At 63.5% G+C, this 17561-nt stretch carries 16 protein-coding genes; 8 read left to right on the top strand and 8 right to left on the bottom strand.

Translation table 11 applies throughout. The features are described from left to right. On the bottom strand, positions 1 to 877 hold an 877-nt coding region (locus FXV83_RS36290), incomplete at its 3' end, for a caspase family protein (RefSeq protein WP_148744356.1). A 393-nt stretch (positions 878 to 1270) separates the two neighbouring features. Here FXV83_RS36290 and FXV83_RS36285 point away from each other — a divergent pair. Next, positions 1271 to 2077, top strand: coding sequence for an N-acyl homoserine lactonase family protein (locus tag FXV83_RS36285; protein ID WP_187436409.1), 807 nt, complete (start codon positions 1271 to 1273; stop codon positions 2075 to 2077). A gap of 139 nt (positions 2078 to 2216) precedes the next feature. Here FXV83_RS36285 and FXV83_RS36280 read toward each other — a convergent pair whose 3' ends face one another. Beyond that, a complete protein-coding gene (locus tag FXV83_RS36280) occupies positions 2217 to 2780 on the bottom strand; it encodes a MarR family winged helix-turn-helix transcriptional regulator (protein WP_148744352.1) in 564 nt (187 codons plus the stop codon). A gap of 110 nt (positions 2781 to 2890) precedes the next feature. Between FXV83_RS36280 and FXV83_RS36275 the strand changes: the two genes are divergently transcribed. The 5 genes from FXV83_RS36275 to fahA all read left to right on the top strand — a co-directional run bounded on the left by FXV83_RS36275 (position 2891) and on the right by fahA (position 8612). Beyond that, positions 2891 to 4531 carry an FAD-dependent oxidoreductase gene (locus FXV83_RS36275; RefSeq protein ID WP_148744350.1) on the top strand — a complete coding sequence of 547 codons (1641 nt, stop codon included), beginning with the start codon at positions 2891 to 2893 and terminating at the stop codon, positions 4529 to 4531. A gap of 23 nt (positions 4532 to 4554) precedes the next feature. Next, positions 4555 to 4779, top strand: a complete 225-nt coding sequence (locus FXV83_RS36270) for a DUF2783 domain-containing protein (protein ID WP_148744348.1) — start codon at positions 4555 to 4557, stop codon at positions 4777 to 4779. 22 nt (positions 4780 to 4801) lie between these two features. Further along, complete coding sequence (locus tag FXV83_RS36265; RefSeq protein WP_148744347.1) at positions 4802 to 5764, top strand: MBL fold metallo-hydrolase; 963 nt, start codon at positions 4802 to 4804, stop codon at positions 5762 to 5764. Next, complete coding sequence (gene hmgA / locus FXV83_RS36260; protein ID WP_187436408.1) at positions 5761 to 7107, top strand: homogentisate 1,2-dioxygenase; 1347 nt, start codon at positions 5761 to 5763, stop codon at positions 7105 to 7107. Before FXV83_RS36265 ends, hmgA begins: the two co-directional genes overlap by 4 nt. Before the next feature lie 230 nt (positions 7108 to 7337). Continuing rightward, positions 7338 to 8612 (top strand): fumarylacetoacetase, encoded by a 1275-nt coding sequence (gene fahA, locus FXV83_RS36255; RefSeq protein ID WP_148744342.1) that lies wholly within the window; start codon positions 7338 to 7340, stop codon positions 8610 to 8612. A 125-nt stretch (positions 8613 to 8737) separates the two neighbouring features. Here the strand turns inward: fahA and FXV83_RS36250 are convergent, their stop codons facing one another. Together FXV83_RS36250 and FXV83_RS36245 are read right to left on the bottom strand one after the other, a co-directional pair. Beyond that, positions 8738 to 9049, bottom strand: a complete 312-nt coding sequence (locus FXV83_RS36250) for a DUF1272 domain-containing protein (protein ID WP_148744340.1) — start codon at positions 9047 to 9049, stop codon at positions 8738 to 8740. Positions 9050 to 9125: 76 nt separating this feature from the next. After that, positions 9126 to 9605: an Lrp/AsnC family transcriptional regulator gene (locus tag FXV83_RS36245; protein ID WP_187436407.1), complete on the bottom strand. Its 480-nt coding sequence runs from the start codon at positions 9603 to 9605 to the stop codon at positions 9126 to 9128. Positions 9606 to 9726: 121 nt separating this feature from the next. Here FXV83_RS36245 and hppD point away from each other — a divergent pair, with 121 nt between their 5' ends. Beyond that, a complete protein-coding gene (hppD, locus tag FXV83_RS36240) occupies positions 9727 to 10845 on the top strand; it encodes a 4-hydroxyphenylpyruvate dioxygenase (RefSeq protein ID WP_148744336.1) in 1119 nt (372 codons plus the stop codon). Positions 10846 to 11080: 235 nt separating this feature from the next. On the opposite strand, the gene FXV83_RS36230 is transcribed toward hppD, so the two are convergent. The 4 genes from FXV83_RS36230 to FXV83_RS36215 form a co-directional block, all read right to left on the bottom strand. Next, entirely contained in the window at positions 11081 to 12205 is a 1125-nt protein-coding gene (locus FXV83_RS36230; RefSeq protein WP_148744334.1) for a CaiB/BaiF CoA transferase family protein, read from the bottom strand. Positions 12206 to 12406: 201 nt separating this feature from the next. Next, entirely contained in the window at positions 12407 to 13207 is an 801-nt protein-coding gene (locus tag FXV83_RS36225) for an FAD binding domain-containing protein (protein ID WP_148744332.1), read from the bottom strand. 13 nt (positions 13208 to 13220) lie between these two features. Further along, positions 13221 to 15563 (bottom strand): xanthine dehydrogenase family protein molybdopterin-binding subunit, encoded by a 2343-nt coding sequence (locus FXV83_RS36220; RefSeq protein WP_148744330.1) that lies wholly within the window; start codon positions 15561 to 15563, stop codon positions 13221 to 13223. 85 nt (positions 15564 to 15648) lie between these two features. After that, positions 15649 to 16134 (bottom strand): (2Fe-2S)-binding protein, encoded by a 486-nt coding sequence (locus FXV83_RS36215; protein WP_148744328.1) that lies wholly within the window; start codon positions 16132 to 16134, stop codon positions 15649 to 15651. A gap of 331 nt (positions 16135 to 16465) precedes the next feature. Between FXV83_RS36215 and FXV83_RS36210 the strand changes: the two genes are divergently transcribed. Further along, the coding region (locus FXV83_RS36210) for a HAMP domain-containing protein (protein ID WP_148744326.1) at positions 16466 to 17561 on the top strand (1096 nt) is incomplete at its 3' end.

Raw genomic sequence — 17561 nt, 5'->3', positions numbered from 1 at the left:
GCGCAACGGTCGTCTCTGGCTTCGATGCCGGAGGCGGCGACGGTGGAGCGGGCGGATTGTTCGCGACCACAGGGGGCGGAGCGGGTGGTGGCGGCGGTGTCGTTGCCGACGGGCGCGATCCACTGGCACCCGGAATGAACGAAAAATCCTCGGCCAGCGAAGAAGAAATCCACGGCACCTGCTCGCCGCGGGAGGCGCGGGTGACGCCCATTTTGGTGCGATTCAGCGTTTCTTCCGCCATCAGGTCGGGGACGCGGATTTCCTTCAACAATTCCTGGACGAACAGGCTGTGGTCGCCGCCGGCATCGGAGACCACGGAGGCCAGCGCCGCCGAATACATCACCAGGGTGCCGTTCGGCGCGATGACCGGCGTCAGGCCGGCCGAGAAACTGCGGAACCGGCGCTCGAACGGATTGCGCCTGGAGGCGTCGATCAGCGCGATCTTGACTCCGGCGCCGCGGGTATTGAGCTCGCCAAGGACCATCTCCAGGCTAAAACCGTCGCGGCGCACGTCCGACTCGGTCCAGATCTGCGCATCGACCGGAAGCATGTAGCTCTGGCGCGCCGACTGGATGCCGAAGCCGCTGAAGAACACCAGCGCCACCGAGCCCGGCTTGATCTTGCCGTAGAGCTTCTCGAAGGCACGGCGCATGCCGTCACTGGTCAGGTTTTCGCCGATTTCGACAGAAAAGCCGTCGCGCTTGAGCTCGTCGGCGATGTCCCGCGCGTCGTTGAGCGGTTCCTTGAGCGGGGCGTCCGCGTCTGGATATTTGGCATTGCCTATGACCAGCGCATAGCGATCGCTGGCCGCCCAGGATGGCGCGGTCGGGACCAGCGAAACGAGCAATGGCAGCAGAAAAAGGAGGCGAATTTTCATAATCAGCGCGGTCCAGCCAAAAAGGCGCCGTTCCCAGCTTGCGCCGCGGCGACCTTAACTTACGCAATGGGCATTATCAAACCGGGGAAGGGGGGCGTCAACCGCTTGCAGATTCGGCGTTATCGCGACAATTAACCACGACGCAGGGGCGCGTTGCGAGGGGAATAAACGGGCAGCCACGGTTGCGCTCGACGCATTCTGGTTGGGCATTGTGCAGTGATGTTAGGGCAGTCATGGCTACAAAAATGTGATTGGTCTCACATTGCGGGCCGGCGTCCTTCGCAACCAGCGGTGTTTGACCTTTGCGGCGGACAATGGCTTGCTGGGATCGAACGCCCCTGATGGTCCATTCAGAAGAAAAGCGAAGCCAAGAATAAAGCCAAGAACAAAACCATGGGAAACGTCTACGAAGTCTACGCACTGCGCTATGCGACGATGTCGCCGCGCACCCCGAGCATGAACTTCCTCGCGCCGGATCCGCATGACAGCGCGGCGCAGGATCTCGACTACTTCGTTTGGCTGGTCCGCGGCCGCGGGCGCGATATCCTGGTGGATACCGGCTTCAATGCCGAGGAGGCCACCGCGCGGGCGCGCAAGTTGACGCTCAATCCGGTCAATGCGCTGGAGCGCTTTGGCGTCGTGGCATCAGGCATCCGCGACATCATCGTGACACATCTGCATTACGATCATGCCGGCAATCTCGATCGCTTTGCCAATGCCCGCTTCCATCTCCAGGAGCGCGAGATGGCTTACGCGACGGGTCGCTGCATGTGCAACGGCCTGCTGCGACATCCGTTCTCGGTCGAGCACGTCACGCAGATGGTGCGCCACGTCTATGGCGAGCGCGTCACGTTCTATTCCGGCGACGGCGAGGTCGCGCCCGGCGTCACCGTGCACCGCGTCGGCGGCCATTCTGACGGTCTGCAGGTTGTCAGGGTCGAGACCGCGCGCGGGCCGGTGGTGCTCGCCTCTGACGCCGCGCATTACTACGCCAATCTGCAGCGCCGGAGCCCGTTCCCGATCGTCTACAATGTCGGCGACATGGCGCAGGGCTGGGAGACGATCGAGCGCCTCGCCGGCCATCCCGACCGGTTCATTCCCGGGCATGATCCGATCGTGACGGAGATCTATCCGCGCGCCAGCGACAAGGTCGACGCCTGGGCGCTGCATCTGCCGCCGTCGAGATCGTTTGCGAGGTGATCCTCATGGTGAGGAGGCGCGAAGCGCCGTCTCGAACCATGAAGGCCCCGCTGCTACACCTCGGCCTTCATCCTTCGAGACGCGCGCAAGAGCGCGCTCCTCATGATGAGGGGTTGGTGTCAATGCGAGGGGTGGCCAATCAATACGCCTGCTTGGCGTCGGCCTCTTCGCTGGTCTGGATCAGGTCGAGGCTCTCTTCGATCTTGCCGAGCAGAGCCGACAATTGCTTGCGCTCCTGCACGGAGAGGCAGGCAAGGATCTCGTCCTCCCGCCGCAGCAATTGCGGAAACAGCTCCTCGTAGAGCGCGCGGCCCTTCTTCGTCAGTTGCAGGCGGAATTCGCGGCGGTCGGCTTCGTTCTCGACGCGCTCGATCAGATCTTGATGCAGCAGCGCCGTCACCGCGCGGCTGATGGTGGACTTATGGGTACGGGTGCATTGCGCGATGTATTGCGCGCTACAGGCATCGTTGCGAAAGCCGAGCGTGGCAATCACGCGCCAGGCCGGAATGTCGAGGCCGTGACGCTCCTGATACTCGACCGCGAGCGCGGAACTCACTTCCGCCGCGAGCCGGTTCAGGCGGAACGGCACGAACCTGAACAGGTCGAGCCGCGCCTTGAACCCCGCCTTGAACCCCGCCTTGGCTTTCGGCGATGCCTCGTCCGCTTCTCGTGCCTTCAGCGCAGTGTCTGATGTCCTCGCCAAGAATGCGCTCCGAATTCCAGTTGACGGCCGGCTAGCTCCGGTCCAAAATAGTTGCACGTGAGACTATATAGCAGAGCAGCCCTCTTCTGACCAGAGCCGAGGTTTAGCGCATGGCGCAGGCCAAGAGCCAACAGGCCAACACCCAACAGGCCAAGACCCAGTTCGGTTATCGCCGTCACCCCGACCAGGATCGCTCCGGCCGAAGTCCGGCCGAGCATGCGGTCGTGGTTGTCGGCGCAGGCCCGGTCGGGCTGTCGCTGGCGATCGATCTCGCGCAGCGCGGCCAGCGCGTGGTGCTTCTGGATGATGCCGATCGCATTGGCGAAGGCTCGCGCGCGATCTGCTTCTCGAAGCGATCGCTGGAATATTGGGACCGGCTTGGCGTCGGCGACCGCATGGTCGAGAAGGGCGTGGTCTGGAGCGTCGGCCGGATCTTTCACGGCGACTCCCAGCTCTATCAGTTCAACTTGCTGCCGGAGGATGGCCACAAGCGGCCGGCCTTCATCAACCTCCAGCAATATTACGCAGAGGCCTATCTGGTCGATCGCATCAATGATTTACCGGAAATCGACCTGCGCTGGCGTAACAAGGTGACGGCGCTGGAGCAACGCAATGATTCCGTCGCGCTGACGATCGAGACGCCCGAAGGTGCCTACCGCGTGCATGCACAGTATGTCATTGCCTGCGACGGTGCGCGATCCACGCTGCGCCAGATGGTCGGCGCCGACTTCGCCGGGCAGGTGTTCGAGGACCAGTTCCTGATCGCCGACGTGAAGATGACCGCGGAATTTCCGACCGAACGCTGGTTCTGGTTCGATCCGCCGTTCCATGCCGGCCGTTCCGCGCTGTTGCACCGGCAGCCCGACGATATCTGGCGTATCGACCTTCAGCTCAATCGCTATGCCGATCCCGTAGTCGAGAAGAAGCCGGAGAACGTGCGGCCGCGCATCGCCCGCATGCTGGGGCATGACAATTTCGAGTTCGAGTGGATCTCGCTCTATAAATTCCAGTGCCGGCGAATGGACCGCTTCATCCATGGCCGAGTACTCTTCGCTGGCGATTCCGCGCATCAGGTCTCGCCGTTCGGCGCGCGCGGTGCCAACTCAGGGCTCGAAGACGCGGAAAATCTCGCCTGGAAGCTTGACCGCGTGTTGCGCGGGGCATCGCCCACCCGTCTGCTTGAAAGCTACCATGTCGAACGCAGCAAGGCGGCTGACGAGAACATCCGCGAGTCCACCCGATCGACCGATTTCATGGCGCCGAATACGTCGCAGGAAGCGCGGCTGCGCAAGGCGGTGCTGTCGCTGGCGAAGGAGACAGAGTTCGGCAAGCGCATGGTCAATGGCGGGCGGCTCTCGGTGCCATGCAGCTACGACACGCCGCTGTCATCGCCCGATGTCGATGCATGGCGCGGCGGACCGCAGCCCGGTTGTTCCATGCTCGATGCGCCCATTGCGGCCGACGTGGGCGGGCAGGCCTATCTGACGGACGCGTTCCGCGAGGGCGGAACGGAGTTCACCTTGCTGTCGTTCAGGAATGGAGCAGCGATCGAAACCCTTGACGGTGTCAAGGACATCCGCATCGGCGCGGGCGGTCTGGCAGATCCGGCGAGTCTTGTCGCAAGGCGCTACGACGCGGAGCCCGGCTCCACCTATCTGCTCAGGCCGGATGGCTACGTCGCGGCACGCTTCCGCCACCCGACGCGCGCCGGCCTTTCGGCGGCGCTGTCGCGGGCCCAAGGCTTGAACTAAAGTGCTTGAATTGAGGTCACTGCATGCCGTTGTCCACCACCTCCAATTTTGCACGGCCCGATGACGCCTTTCGCGCCATCGTCGAGGCGCATCGCGGCCTCACGGACGAGCAGAGCGCCGATGTCGACGCCGCGCTGGTGCTGATCCTCGCCAACCATATCGGCGACATCGACCTGCTGCGGGAAGCGATCGCGTTGGCGAAGCGCCGCATGATCGACGGTCAGCAGCAACAACAGCAACAACAATAGCAAGCTCTCAAAGGATGAATTGATGGCGAAGAACTTCGCATCCACCGGCGATCTCTCCGAGAAGAAGGTCACTTTCTCCGAGATCGGCACCGATCTCTACGCCTTCACTGCCGAAGGCGATCCGAACAGCGCTGTCATCGTCGGCGACGACGGCTGCCTCGTGTTCGACGCTCAGGCCACGCCCGCGATGGCCAACAAGGTGATCGAGCGCGTGCGCGCCGTCACCGACAAGCCGATCAAATACGTCGTGCTGTCGCATTATCACGCCGTGCGCGTTCTCGGCGCATCCGCCTACAAGGCGCAGGGCATCGTTGCCTCGCAGGAGACCTATCGCCTCATCGAAGAGCGCGGCCAGCAGGACTGGGATTCCGAGTACGGCCGCTTCCCGCGCCTGTTCCAGGATGCGGCGAGCATTCCCGGCCTGACCTGGCCGACGCTGACTTTCGAAGGCGAGATGTCGATCTATCTCGGCAAGCGCGAGGTACGGCTGATGCAGCTCGGCGCGGGGCACACCTCCGGCGATATCGTTGCCTGGGTGCCGGACGCCGAAGTCATGTTCTCCGGCGACCTCATCGAATACCACTCGGCTTGCTATTGCGGCGACGCGCATCTGCGCGAATGGCCGCTGACGCTGAACGAGATCCGCAACTTCAATCCCAAGGCGATCGCGCCGGGCCGTGGCGACGCACTCAAGGGTTTGGCCACCGGCCGCGAGGCCATCGCGATGACACGTGATTTCGTTACCACGCTCTACGGTGCCGCTGAGATCTCCGTCGCCAAGAGCCGTACGCTGAAGGAAACGATGGCGGCGGCGCGCGAGGTGATGGATCCCAAGTTTTCGAGCTTCGCCATTTACGAGCACTGCCTGCCGTTCAACGTGTCGCGCGCCTTCGACGAGGCCTCGGGGATCGACGATCCCGTGATCTGGACCGACAAGCGCGACCAGGAGATGTGGGCCGCCCTGCAAGGAGGAGGATCATCATGAACATCAATACCTCGCCCGATCAGATCGTTCGCAGCACCGCACAGGTCACGCCGGGCTATATGTCCGGCTTCGGCAACAGCTTTGAGACGGAGGCGCTGCCGGGCGCACTGCCGATCGGGCGCAACTCGCCGCAGCGCTGCGCCTACGGGCTCTATGCCGAGCAGCTTTCGGGTTCGCCCTTTACCGCACCGCGCGGCACCAACGAGCGCTCATGGCTCTATCGCATCCGCCCGTCGGTGAAGCATTCGGGACGCTTCGAGAAGGTTGACGCCGGCCTGTGGCGCTCAGCGCCGTGCCACGAAAACGATTTGCCGATCGCGCAACTGCGCTGGGACCCGACACCGATCCCGAAGGAGGACATGACCTTCCTCCAGGGCGTGCAGACCATGACCACGGCCGGTGACGTCAACACGCAGGCCGGCATGGCCGCGCATGTCTATCTCATCACCAAGTCGATGGTGGACCAGCATTTCTACAATGCCGACGGCGAGATGATGTTCGTGCTCCAGCACGGAATCTTGCGCCTCGTCACCGAGTTCGGTCGCATCGACGCCGAGCCCGGCGAGATCGTGGTGGTCCCGCGTGGCGTCAAATTCCGCGTCGAGATTCCGAACGGACCGGCGCGCGGCTATCTCTGCGAGAACTATGGCGGCGCCTTCACGCTGCCGGAACGCGGGCCAATCGGCGCCAATTGCCTTGCCAATGCGCGCGACTTCCTTACCCCGGTCGCGCACTACGAGGACAAGGACACGCCGACCGAGCTGTTCGTGAAATGGGGCGGTGCGCTGTTCAGGACCACACTGCCGCACTCACCGATCGATGTCGTCGCCTGGCACGGCAATTACGCGCCCTACAAATACGATTTGCGCACGTTCTCGCCGGTCGGCGCGATCAGCTTCGACCATCCGGATCCCTCGATCTTCACGGTGCTGACCTCGCCGTCGGAGACGGCGGGCACCGCGAATATCGATTTCGTCATCTTCCCCGAGCGCTGGCTGGTCGCGGAAAACACCTTCCGTCCGCCCTGGTATCACATGAACATCATGAGCGAGTTCATGGGTCTGATCTACGGCGTCTATGACGCCAAGCCGCAAGGCTTCGTCCCCGGCGGCATGAGCCTGCACAATTGCATGCTGCCGCACGGGCCGGACCGCGACGCCTTCGAGCACGCCAGCAACGGCGAATTGAAGCCGGTGAAGCTGACGGGCACCATGGCCTTCATGTTCGAGACGCGCTATCCGCAGCGCGTGACGGCGCATGCCGCGAGCGCCGCGACGTTGCAGGATGACTATGCAGATTGCTGGAAGGGGTTGGAAAAGCGGTTCGATCCGAACCGGCCGTAGTTTCTCTTACCCTCTCCCCTTGTGGGAGAGGGTGTCTCGCCGCGTAGCGGCGAGACGGGTGAGGGGTCTGTCTCCGCGAGAGAACCTCTCTCATTCGGACAAGCGGATAGAACCCCTCATCCGGCGCCGTAGCCGAAGCTTCGCTTCGGCGTTCTTAAGTGACGGCGGCCGGAGGCCGCCTATGCCACCTTCTCCCACAAGGGGAGAAGGAAGAAAGGACCGGGCCAAAAGTGACGACGCATCCCAACGATCCCAGCCTCCGCTCCTTCATCGACGTCGATGCCGCTTCCGACTTCCCGATCCAGAACCTGCCCTACGGCATGTTCTCGACCGCGGCCAGTCCGACGCCCCGCGTCGGCGTCGCCATCGGCAATTACGTGCTGGATCTCTGGGAGCTCGAGCAAGACTCGCGGCTCGATGTCGGGCCGCTCGGCCTGTTCTCCGCACCCTCGCTCAATGCCTTCATGGCACTCGGTCCCAAGGTCTGGTCGAAGACGCGGGCGCGGATCAGCGAGCTGTTGCGGGCCGATCATCCGGAGCTGCGTGACAACAGGGAACTGCGTGCGCGGGTGCTGGTGCCAATGGCGGATGTGACAATGCACATGCCCTTCGCGGTCTCCGGCTACACCGATTTCTATTCGTCGAAGGAGCACGCCACCAATGTCGGCGTGATGTTCCGCGGAAAGGACAATGCGCTGCAACCGAACTGGCTCTATATGCCGATCGGCTATAACGGCCGTGCCTCGACCGTCGTTGTCAGCGGCACGAAAGTGAAGCGACCGCGCGGGCAGTTGAAACCGCCGTCAGTCGAGGTGCCGAGCTTCGCGCCGTGCAAGCGGCTCGATTTCGAGCTGGAGATGGGTGTGGTGGTCGGGCAGTCCTCGCCGATGGGCGGCATGCTGAGCGAAGCCCAGGCCGAGGAGATGATCTTCGGCTTCGTGCTGCTCAACGACTGGAGCGCGCGCGACATCCAGCAATGGGAATATGTGCCGCTCGGCCCGTTCCTCGCCAAGGCGTTTGCGACCTCGATCAGCCCGTGGGTGGTGACGCGCGAGGCGCTGGAGCCGTTCCGACTGGCAGGACCGGAGCAGGAGCCGGAGCCGCTGGATTATCTCAAGCAGCTCAAGGCGCAGAACTACAGCATCGAGCTCGATGTCTCCTTGCGCCCGGGCAGCGCGAATGCGCCAACGCGCATCAGCCGCACCAACTTCAAATACATGTACTGGTCGTCGGTGCAGCAACTGATGCATCATGCGTCGAGCGGCTGCGCAATGAACGTCGGCGATCTCCTGGGGTCCGGCACCATTTCCGGCCCGGAGAGGAATCAGCGCGGCAGTTTGCTCGAAATCAGCTGGAACGGCACCGAGCCGGTCGAGCTGCCCGGCGGCGCCAAGCGTTCGTTCCTGGAAGACGGCGACAGCCTCGTCATGCGCGGCTGGTGCCAGGGCAACGGCTACCGCATCGGCTTCGGCGAGGTCGAGGGGACGATTTTGCCGGCGGAGTGAGGCTCGGTTGTCGCCACCCACTCCGTCATTGCGAGCGCAGCGAAGCAATCCAGAATCTTTCCGCAGAGGCAATCTGGATTGCTTCGTCGCGAAGGGCTCCTCGCAATGACGATGTGGAGGCATCTTTACCGCTTCTCCGGCGGCACCTCACGTATCCTCGTGCAATGCGCCGCGACGTCCTCGACACTGTGCTTGAGATGCACTCGCTTGTCCGACGGTGCCTGCTTCGTCACGCATACGCCCGGTCGCCACTCCTGCGTGGGGCGGATCGGACGCGGGGCAAAGCCGCCGCCGCAGTTCGGGCAGACGTTGGACAGCTTCGTCTCGACACACTCCGCGCAGAACGTGCATTCATAGGAGCAGATCCGCGCATCCGTTGCGTTCGGCGGCAGGTCGCGGTCGCAATACTCGCAATTCGGTCGGAGTTGCAGCGCCATCTCGAAAGCCCTCGCTCGAAGCGAACGCATCATCGCAAATCAGGCAGGAATCGCGAATGCCGCATTTCCCTCGATTTCAGCCAGCCTTCAGCTCCTTCAGCGGCAGCCGCGTGCTCTCCTTCAGCCTATCAAGCACGATCGAGGAGCGCACATGCGCCACGCTCTGGTGCGGCATCAGCACGTCGTTGACGAGGTTGGACAGGCCCTTGAGGTCGCGCAGCACGGCCTTCAACACGTAATCGGCATCGCCTGTCAGCGAATAGGCCTCCTGGATCTCGTCGATGCGGTTCACAAGCGTGCGGAAGCGCTTGGAATTGTCCGGCGAGTGCGTGGCCAGCGTCACCTGGATGAAGGCGACCACGCCGAAGCCGAGCGCCTCGCTGGAGAGGTCGGCGTGGTAGCCCGCGATCACCTTCTCCTCCTCCAGCCGCATCCGGCGCCGCGAGCATTGCGAGGCCGAGAGGCCCGCGAGCTCGGCAAGCTCCTGGTTGGTGAGGCGGCCGTTGTCCTGGAGTGAGTTCAGAATCTTGAGGTCGAAGGCGTCTACCGGAATCATGCGCGAAATGCCCAATCCATGCACAAACTGTGCGTATGGTAGCGAAACTGCATCCCGTTTGCACGCTCCTTGCGCGCTTGATGAAGGATAGTTCAGGGCAGCAGCAATTTGGGAGAGCAGCATGGGTCCGTTTCCGCACGATGCACCGCCGGCCACGATCAGTGCCGACAATCCGATGGGCACTGACGGGTTCGAGTTCGTCGAGTACGCGCACCCCAATTCGCAAGAGCTGCACGCGCTGTTCAAGCTGATGGGCTATGCGCCCGTCGCGCGCCACAAGAGCAAGGCAATCACGGTCTATCGCCAGGGCGACATCAACTATCTCGTCAACGAGGAGCCAGGCACCCACGGTTATGACTTTGTCGCCGCGCATGGCCCCTGCGCGCCGTCGATGGCGTTCCGCGTCGTCGATGCCAAGGCGGCTCATGATCGGGCGGTTGCGCTCGGCGCCGAACCGGCCGACGTGTCATCCGCGCGGAAGACGCTCGACGTTCCTGCGATCAAGGGCATCGGCGGCAGCCTGCTCTATTTCGTCGATCGCTATGGCGCCAAGAGTTCGGCCTATGATGCCGAGTTCGATTGGCTCGGCGCTCGCGATCCGCGTCCCGAAGGTGCCGGCCTGTTCTATCTCGACCACCTCACCCATAACGTCCATCGCGGCCGCATGGATGTCTGGACCGGCTTCTATGAGAAGCTCTTCAATTTCCGCCAGATCCGCTTCTTCGACATCGAAGGACGTGCGTCGGGTCTGTTCTCGCGGGCGCTGACGAGCCCGGACGGCAAGATCCGGATTCCGATCAACGAGGACGCCGGTGATTCCGGCCAGATCGAGGAATATCTGAAGATCTATCGCGGCGAAGGCATACAGCACATCGCCTGCGGCTGCCGCGACATCTACAGCACGATCGAAGGCCTGCGCGACACCGGCCTGCCGTTCATGCCGGCTCCGCCCGCCACCTATTTCGAGCGGATCGACGCCCGTCTGCCCAAGCATGGCGAGGACGTTGCGCGACTTCAGAAGAATGGCATCCTGATCGACGGCGAGGGCGTCGTCGACGGCGGCCAGACCAAGGTGCTGCTCCAGATCTTCTCGGCCAACGCGATCGGCCCGATCTTCTTCGAGTTCATCCAGCGCAAGGGCGATGACGGCTTTGGCGAGGGCAATTTCAAGGCCCTGTTCGAGTCGATCGAGGAAGACCAGATCCGGCGTGGGGTGCTGAAGGTGGATACGGCGGCTTAGGCCACTGCTCTACGGCGCTGCCGTTAGGCGTATTAGCGCGTCAAACAAAGTTGTCGTCCCGGACAAGCGCGCCCCGAGCGCGCGTAGATCCGGGACCCATACCGCGGAATCTATCGATTGCGGTTGGTAGGAGTACCGAGCGCCGGGTCTTCGCCAAACCTCTCCCTGTGGTTATGGATCCCGGATCGGCGCGCGCTTGGGGCGCGCTTGTCCGGGACGACAGCGGAGGGCGTGGCTAGCGTCCCGCCTTCCACGCCTTCATCACCGCCCCGATCTCTGCCGCCTCAGGTTCGCGCACCGCCGATGGCGTCCGGGAAAACCTGGGCGCCGGCGCCGGCTGTTTCACGCCGTGGCGCTCGACGAACACCTGTCGAGCGACCATGTGCGGATGTTCGGTTGCTTCCGACATGGTCAGCACCGGCGCGAAGCAGATGTCGGTGCCTTCCATGATCTTGCACCAGTCCTCGCGCGTCTTGCTCTTGAACACCGCCTTCAGCTTCTCCTTCAGCGCGGGCCAGGCCTTGCGGTCCATCTGCGCGTCGAAATCGGCGTCGGTCAGCCCTGCGTGCTCGCGCAGCAGCGCATAGAACTGCGGTTCGATCGAGCCGATCGAGACGAAATGGCCGCAGGCGCATTCATAGACGCCGTAGAAATGGGCGCCACCATCCAGGAAATTCTGGTTGCGGCCTTCGGTCCAGCGGCCGATCGTGGTCATGTCGAAGAAGAACGACATCAGCGATGCCGCGCCGTCGCACATTGCGGCATCGACCACCTGGCCCTTCCCCGACCTCGAGGCTTCCAAGAGCGCGGCGAGCACGCCGACGACGAGATAGAGCGCGCCGCCGCCGAAATCGCCGACCAGGTTGAGCGGCGGCACCGGCGCTTCTTTGGTGCCGATCGCGGCGAGCGCGCCGGTGATCGAGATGTAATTGATGTCGTGGCCGGCGGCGTTGGCGAGCGGGCCTTCCTGGCCCCAGCCGGTCATGCGGCCGTAGACGAGCTTTGGATTGCGGGCGAGCACCACGTCAGGGCCGAGCCCGAGCCGCTCCATCACGCCGGGGCGAAAGCCTTCGACCAGCGCGTCGGCGTTGGCAAGCAGCTCGAGCACCTCCGCGATTGCCGCCTTGTCCTTGAGGTCGAGCTCGACCACCTTGCGGCCGCGTCCGGCCACCGACTTCATGCTCTTCTTCGCGCCGACGCGATCGAGGGTAACGACCTCGGCGCCCATGTCGGCCAGCATCATGCAGGCGAACGGACCCGGGCCGATGCCGGCGAATTCGACGATGCGGAAGCCTGAAAGCGGGCCGAAGGTGCGGACGGAGGAGCCTTCTGATTTTTCCTGGGCTGATTTGTCGAGCACGTTTTTGTTTCCTCGGATCCGAGGCGCGGATTGCTGATGGTCCGGCAAGCGCCAGGGCGTTCCTCTGCCAGACGAGTTAATTGGCCGATTAACTTCTCCCGCCTTCACGCCAGCGAGGCAAGCGGTTTTCATGCCGCATAGCCCAAATAAAAACGGCGCGCACCGAAGTGCGCGCCGCGGAAAATTTGCGTTCAGGCGCTATCAGCTCGCTGCGGCTACGGCGCGTTGCGCCATCACCTTGATCAAGTTCGCGCGATACTCCGCTGTGCCGTGGATATCTGACAGCAGGTTGCTTGCCGAAATGCTCACGCCGTCGATGGCTGACGGCGACCAGTTCGCCTTCAGCGCGGCCTCGATCGCGGACACCCGCATCACGCCGCTCTGTGAAGCACCGGTCGCGGCGACGCGGATCTCGCCCGTTTTCGTCTGCGCGACGAAGACGGCGGTGAGCGCGAAGCGCGAGGCGGGATGCGGCATCTTGGCGTAGCCCGCCTTCTGCGGAACCGGGAACGACACCGACGTGATGATCTCACCGTCCTCGAGGGCGGTCGTGAACAGGCCCTTGAAGAAATCCTCCGCCGCAATCGACCGCTTGTTGGTCTTCACGGTGGCGCCGAGCGCGAGCAGCGCGGCGGGATAATCCGCGGCGGGATCGTTGTTGGCGATCGAGCCGCCGATCGTGCCGCGGTATCGCACGGCGGGATCGCCGATCAGCGACGCCAGATAGGCAAGCGCGGGTATCGCCTTCTTCACGGCGTCGCTGGTCGCGACGTCGTAATGCGGTGTCGCGGCCTTGACGGTCAGCGTGTCGCCCGAGACCTCGATGCCGATCAGCTCCTTGATCTTGCCGAGATCGATCACATCCGACGGGCTGGCGAGCCGCTGCTTCATGACCGGCAGCAGCGTCTGGCCACCGGCGAGAAATTTCGCCTCGCTACCCTTCGCGAAGAGAGCGGCGGCCTCGTCGACCGAGGAGGCGCGATGATAAGTGGTCTGATACATCTTTGAGCTCCTCTCAGGCCGCGTGGATCGTGCGCCACACCCGATCCGGGGTGGCAGGCATTTCCAGATTGTTCTTGCCGATCGCATCCGTGATCGCGTTGATCACGGCCGCAGATGCGCCGATCGCGCCGGCCTCACCGCAACCCTTGATGCCCAAGGGATTGCCCGGGCAGAGCGTCGTGGTGTGGGAGAGCTTGAACGACGGCAAATCGTCGGCGCGCGGCATGGAGTAGTCCATGAACGAGGCCGTGACCGGCTGGCCGTTGGCATCATAGATGGCGTGCTCGAGCAGCGCCTGCCCGATGCCCTGGGCGAGACCGCCATGGACCTGGCCCTCGACGATCATCGGGTTGATCAGCCGGCCGAAATCGTCGGCCGCGACGAAGTTGACGAAGGAGGTCTTGCCGGTGCCGGGATCGACCTCGACCTCACAGATGTACGCCCCTGCCGGGAAGGTGAAGTTGGTCGGATCGTAGAAGGCGCTCTCCTTCAGGCCCGGCTCCATCCCATCAGGCAGATTGTGCGCGGTGTAGGCTGCGAGCGCGACCATCGGCAGCGCGATCGCCTTGTCGGTGCCGGTCACCTTGAACTCGCCATTCTCGATGACGATGTCGGCCTCCGATGCCTCCAGCGCATGCGCGGCGATCTTCTTGGCCTTGGCTTCCATCTTCTCCATGGCCTTGAGGATAGCGGTGAGACCGACGGCCGCGGAGCGCGAGCCGTAGGTGCCCATGCCGAACTGCACCTTGTCGGTGTCGCCATGGACGATCGAGACCTGGCTGATGGGAACGCCGAGTCGCTCCGCGACGAGCTGGCAGAACGTGGTCTCGTGACCCTGGCCGTGGCTGTGCGAGCCCGTGAGGATCTCAATGGTGCCGACCGGGTTGACGCGCACCTCGGCGGATTCCCACAAGCCGACGCCGGCGCCCAGACTGCCGACCGCCTTCGACGGCGCGATGCCGCAGGCCTCAATGTAGCAGGACACGCCGATGCCGCGCAGCTTGCCACCGGCGTTCGCCTTGGCCTTGCGGGCAGGGAAGCCGGCATAGTCGATCGCCTGCATCGCGGCATCGAGCGAGGCGTTAAAGTCGCCGGTGTCATAGGCCATGATCACGGGCGTCTGGTGCGGGAATTGGGTGATGAAGTTCTGCCGGCGCAGCGCGGCCGGATCGATCTTCAACTGCCGCGCGGCCGTCTCCATCAGCCGCTCGATCAGATAGCTCGCCTCGGGGCGGCCCGCGCCGCGATAGGCGTCGACCGGGGTGGTGTTGGTATAGACCCCGATCACCTCGGCATGGATCGCCGGGATGTTGTACTGGCCCGACAGCAGCGTCGCGTAGAGATAGGTCGGGACCGACGACGAGAATAGCGACATGTAGGCGCCGAAATTGGCATAGGTCTTCACCTTCAATCCGGTGATATTGTTGTTGGCGTCGAATGCCATCTCGGCATGGGTGACATGGTCGCGGCCATGCGCGTCGGTGAGGAAGGCCTCGGTGCGGTCGCCGGTCCATTTCACGGGACGGCCGACTTTCTTCGAGGCCCACAGCGCCACCATCTCTTCGGGATAGATGAAGATCTTCGAGCCGAAGCCGCCGCCGACGTCGGGCGCGATCACGCGCAGCTTGTGCTCGGGCGCGATATTGTAGAATGCCGACAGCACGAGGCGGGCGACGTGGGGATTCTGCGACGTCGTGTAGAGCGTGAAATGCTCCTCCGCCGAATCGTAATCGGCGATCGCCGCGCGCGGCTCCATCGCATTGGGCGCGAGGCGGTTGTTGGTGACGTCGAGCTTGACCACATTGGCGGCCTTCGAGAAGGCGGCGTCGGTGGCGCCCTCATCGCCGATGACCCAGTCATAAACCTGGTTGCCGGGCGCCTCGGGATGAAGCTGCGGCGCGCCGGCCTTGATCGCGGCATGCACGTCGGCAACCGCCGGCAGCTCCTCATAATCGACGACTACGGCCTCGGCTGCATCGCGCGCGAGATTCTTGGTCTCGGCGATCACGACCGCTACGGCCTGACCGACGAACCGCACCGTCTCCGGCGCCATCGCCGGCCATGCGCCCATCTTCATCGGGCTGCCGTCCTTCGACGTGATGGCCCAGCCGCAGATGAGGTTGCCGACCTTGTCGTCGACGATTTGCTGCCCGGTAAGCACCGCGACCACGCCCGGCATCTTCAGCGCCTCGGCGGAGTCGATCCCCTTCACCTTGGCATGCGCATGCGGGCTTCTGATGAAATGGGCATGGGTCATGCCCTGCAATTTGATGTCGTCGACGTACCGGCCCTTGCCGGTGATGAAACGCTTGTCTTCCTTGCGCACGACGCTTGCGCCGATGCCTTCAACACCCATGTCCTGTCCTCCCGACCGGAATTCTGTTTTGCCCGCCCTTTCCATCGAAAGCGGCGGTGGTGATTCTTGTTCGAGGCGAGCCGTATTACTCGGCCGCCTGCGAAACCTTCATGCGTCCGGCCGCATCCAGCACGGCTTTGACGATGTTGTGGTAACCGGTGCAGCGGCAGATATTGCCTTCGAGCTCGTGGCGGACGGTCGCCTCGTCGAGCTCGCCACCATGGCGGTGCACGATGTCGATCGCCGACATGATCATGCCCGGCGTGCAATAGCCGCACTGCAGGCCGTGATTGTCCCGGAAGGCGGCCTGCATGGGGTGCAGCTCGTCGCCCCTGGCGATGCCTTCGATGGTGGTGACGTTGGCGCCGTCGGCCTGTCCCGCCAGCATCGTGCAGGATTTCACCGCCTTGCCGTCCATGTGCACGACGCAGGCGCCGCACTGGCTGGTGTCGCAGCCGACATGGGTCCCGGTGAGGTTGAGGTGATCGCGCAGGAGCTGGACCAGCAAGGTGCGGTCCTCGACGTCAACGGCAACAGCCTTGCCGTTCACTGTCAGTTTGACTGTAGACACGGTGAAGTCCTCCCGAGATTGATTTTGATTGTTTCTAATTAGAGACCAGCGACCCGGAACTTTGCAACTACGATTTTGGCCGCCCCGGTCATGGAAAAGTCATCGATCACGACGATCGCGCAATAAGTTGCGCGGGTGGGTCGGCCAAACGGACCGCGGCGCGGGATGCCGTCCGTCCGTCCCCCGCCCGCCCGGTCTTCGGCTGATGAAGCCAAAAATTGCACTTGTGCGCCGAATTTACCGCCCCTTATCGATTCTGCCTTAGTTTTGCGCATCGGGTTGGGGGCGGGGCGCCTCTGGACCGGGGCTATTCATAAAGATGGGGGTTGGAATGTCCGGGCGTATCGCGCCGCCGTCGAAGCGCACCACATTTCCGACCCTCAGGTTCCGCGCCAAGATCATCCTCGGCTTTGCCGCGGTGCTGGTGATCTCCGCCGGCAGTATGGCGTTCGCCTATTTCGGCTTCGAACGGGTCTCGTACGGTGTCGGGTCCTACCGCAGCAGCGTCACGGAGGCCGATCTCGCCCGCAATATCGACCGCGAACTGCTCGCCTACCGCTCGGCGGTCAAATATTTCGTCGTCACCGGCAAGGAGGACGATGCCAAGACAGCGCTGGATGCCGAGGCCAGCCTGAAGAACGCCATTGGCCAGGCGGTCAAGAGTGCCAAGAAGCCGGCCCGGCAGGAGAGCCTGGACAAGCTCGCCAAGGAGTTTTCGAATTTCTCCGCGACCTTCGCAAAGGTGCTCCAGGCCAAGCGCGACAGCGCGCTGCTGGTGCAGAATCAGCTCACGCGCAACGCAAATCTCCTCAAGTACAAGCTCGACGATATCGGCAACAACGCCTCCGATTCCGAGGCCCAGGCGATCGAGTTCGGCACCAAGCAGGTCAATGCCCAGTTCCAGACCGCAAGCTCGGCTGCGACCAATTTCGTGCTGACGTCGGACCAGGCAATCGCGTCCAGTGCGCTGGCGCGGCTGAAATTCGTCGAGAATTCGCTCGGCGCGGTCTATTCCATGGACGACAAGATCGTCGTCGGGCTGAAGGACGCCAAGGGTCTGCTGGCGGCCTACCGTGAGGCGCTGGAGAAGCTGATCGCCAACGCCAAGATGGTCGATGAGCTCGTCACCGAGATGAGCGGCTCGGCGGTAGCGATCCTTCAGGGGGCGACTGCCATGAAGGCGGACCTCGTCGCCGACCAGCAGCGGCTGGATTCGGAGTCGGAAGCAACTATCGGGCAGACTGAACGCCTGGTCCTGATGCTCGCCATTGGCGGCACGCTGCTCGGCGCCGTCCTGGCCTTCCTGCTCGGCACCGGCATCTCGCGTCCGATGATTGCGATGTGCAAGGCGATGCGCGAGCTTGCCTCGGGCAATTTCGACGTGGTGCTGCCGGGCCTTGGCCGCAAGGACGAGATCGGCGAGATGG

The organism is Bradyrhizobium hipponense (genome assembly GCF_008123965.1).
GTDB classification, from domain to species: Bacteria; Pseudomonadota; Alphaproteobacteria; order Rhizobiales; family Xanthobacteraceae; genus Bradyrhizobium; species Bradyrhizobium hipponense.
This window is presented reverse-complemented; position numbering and strand designations above follow the sequence as displayed.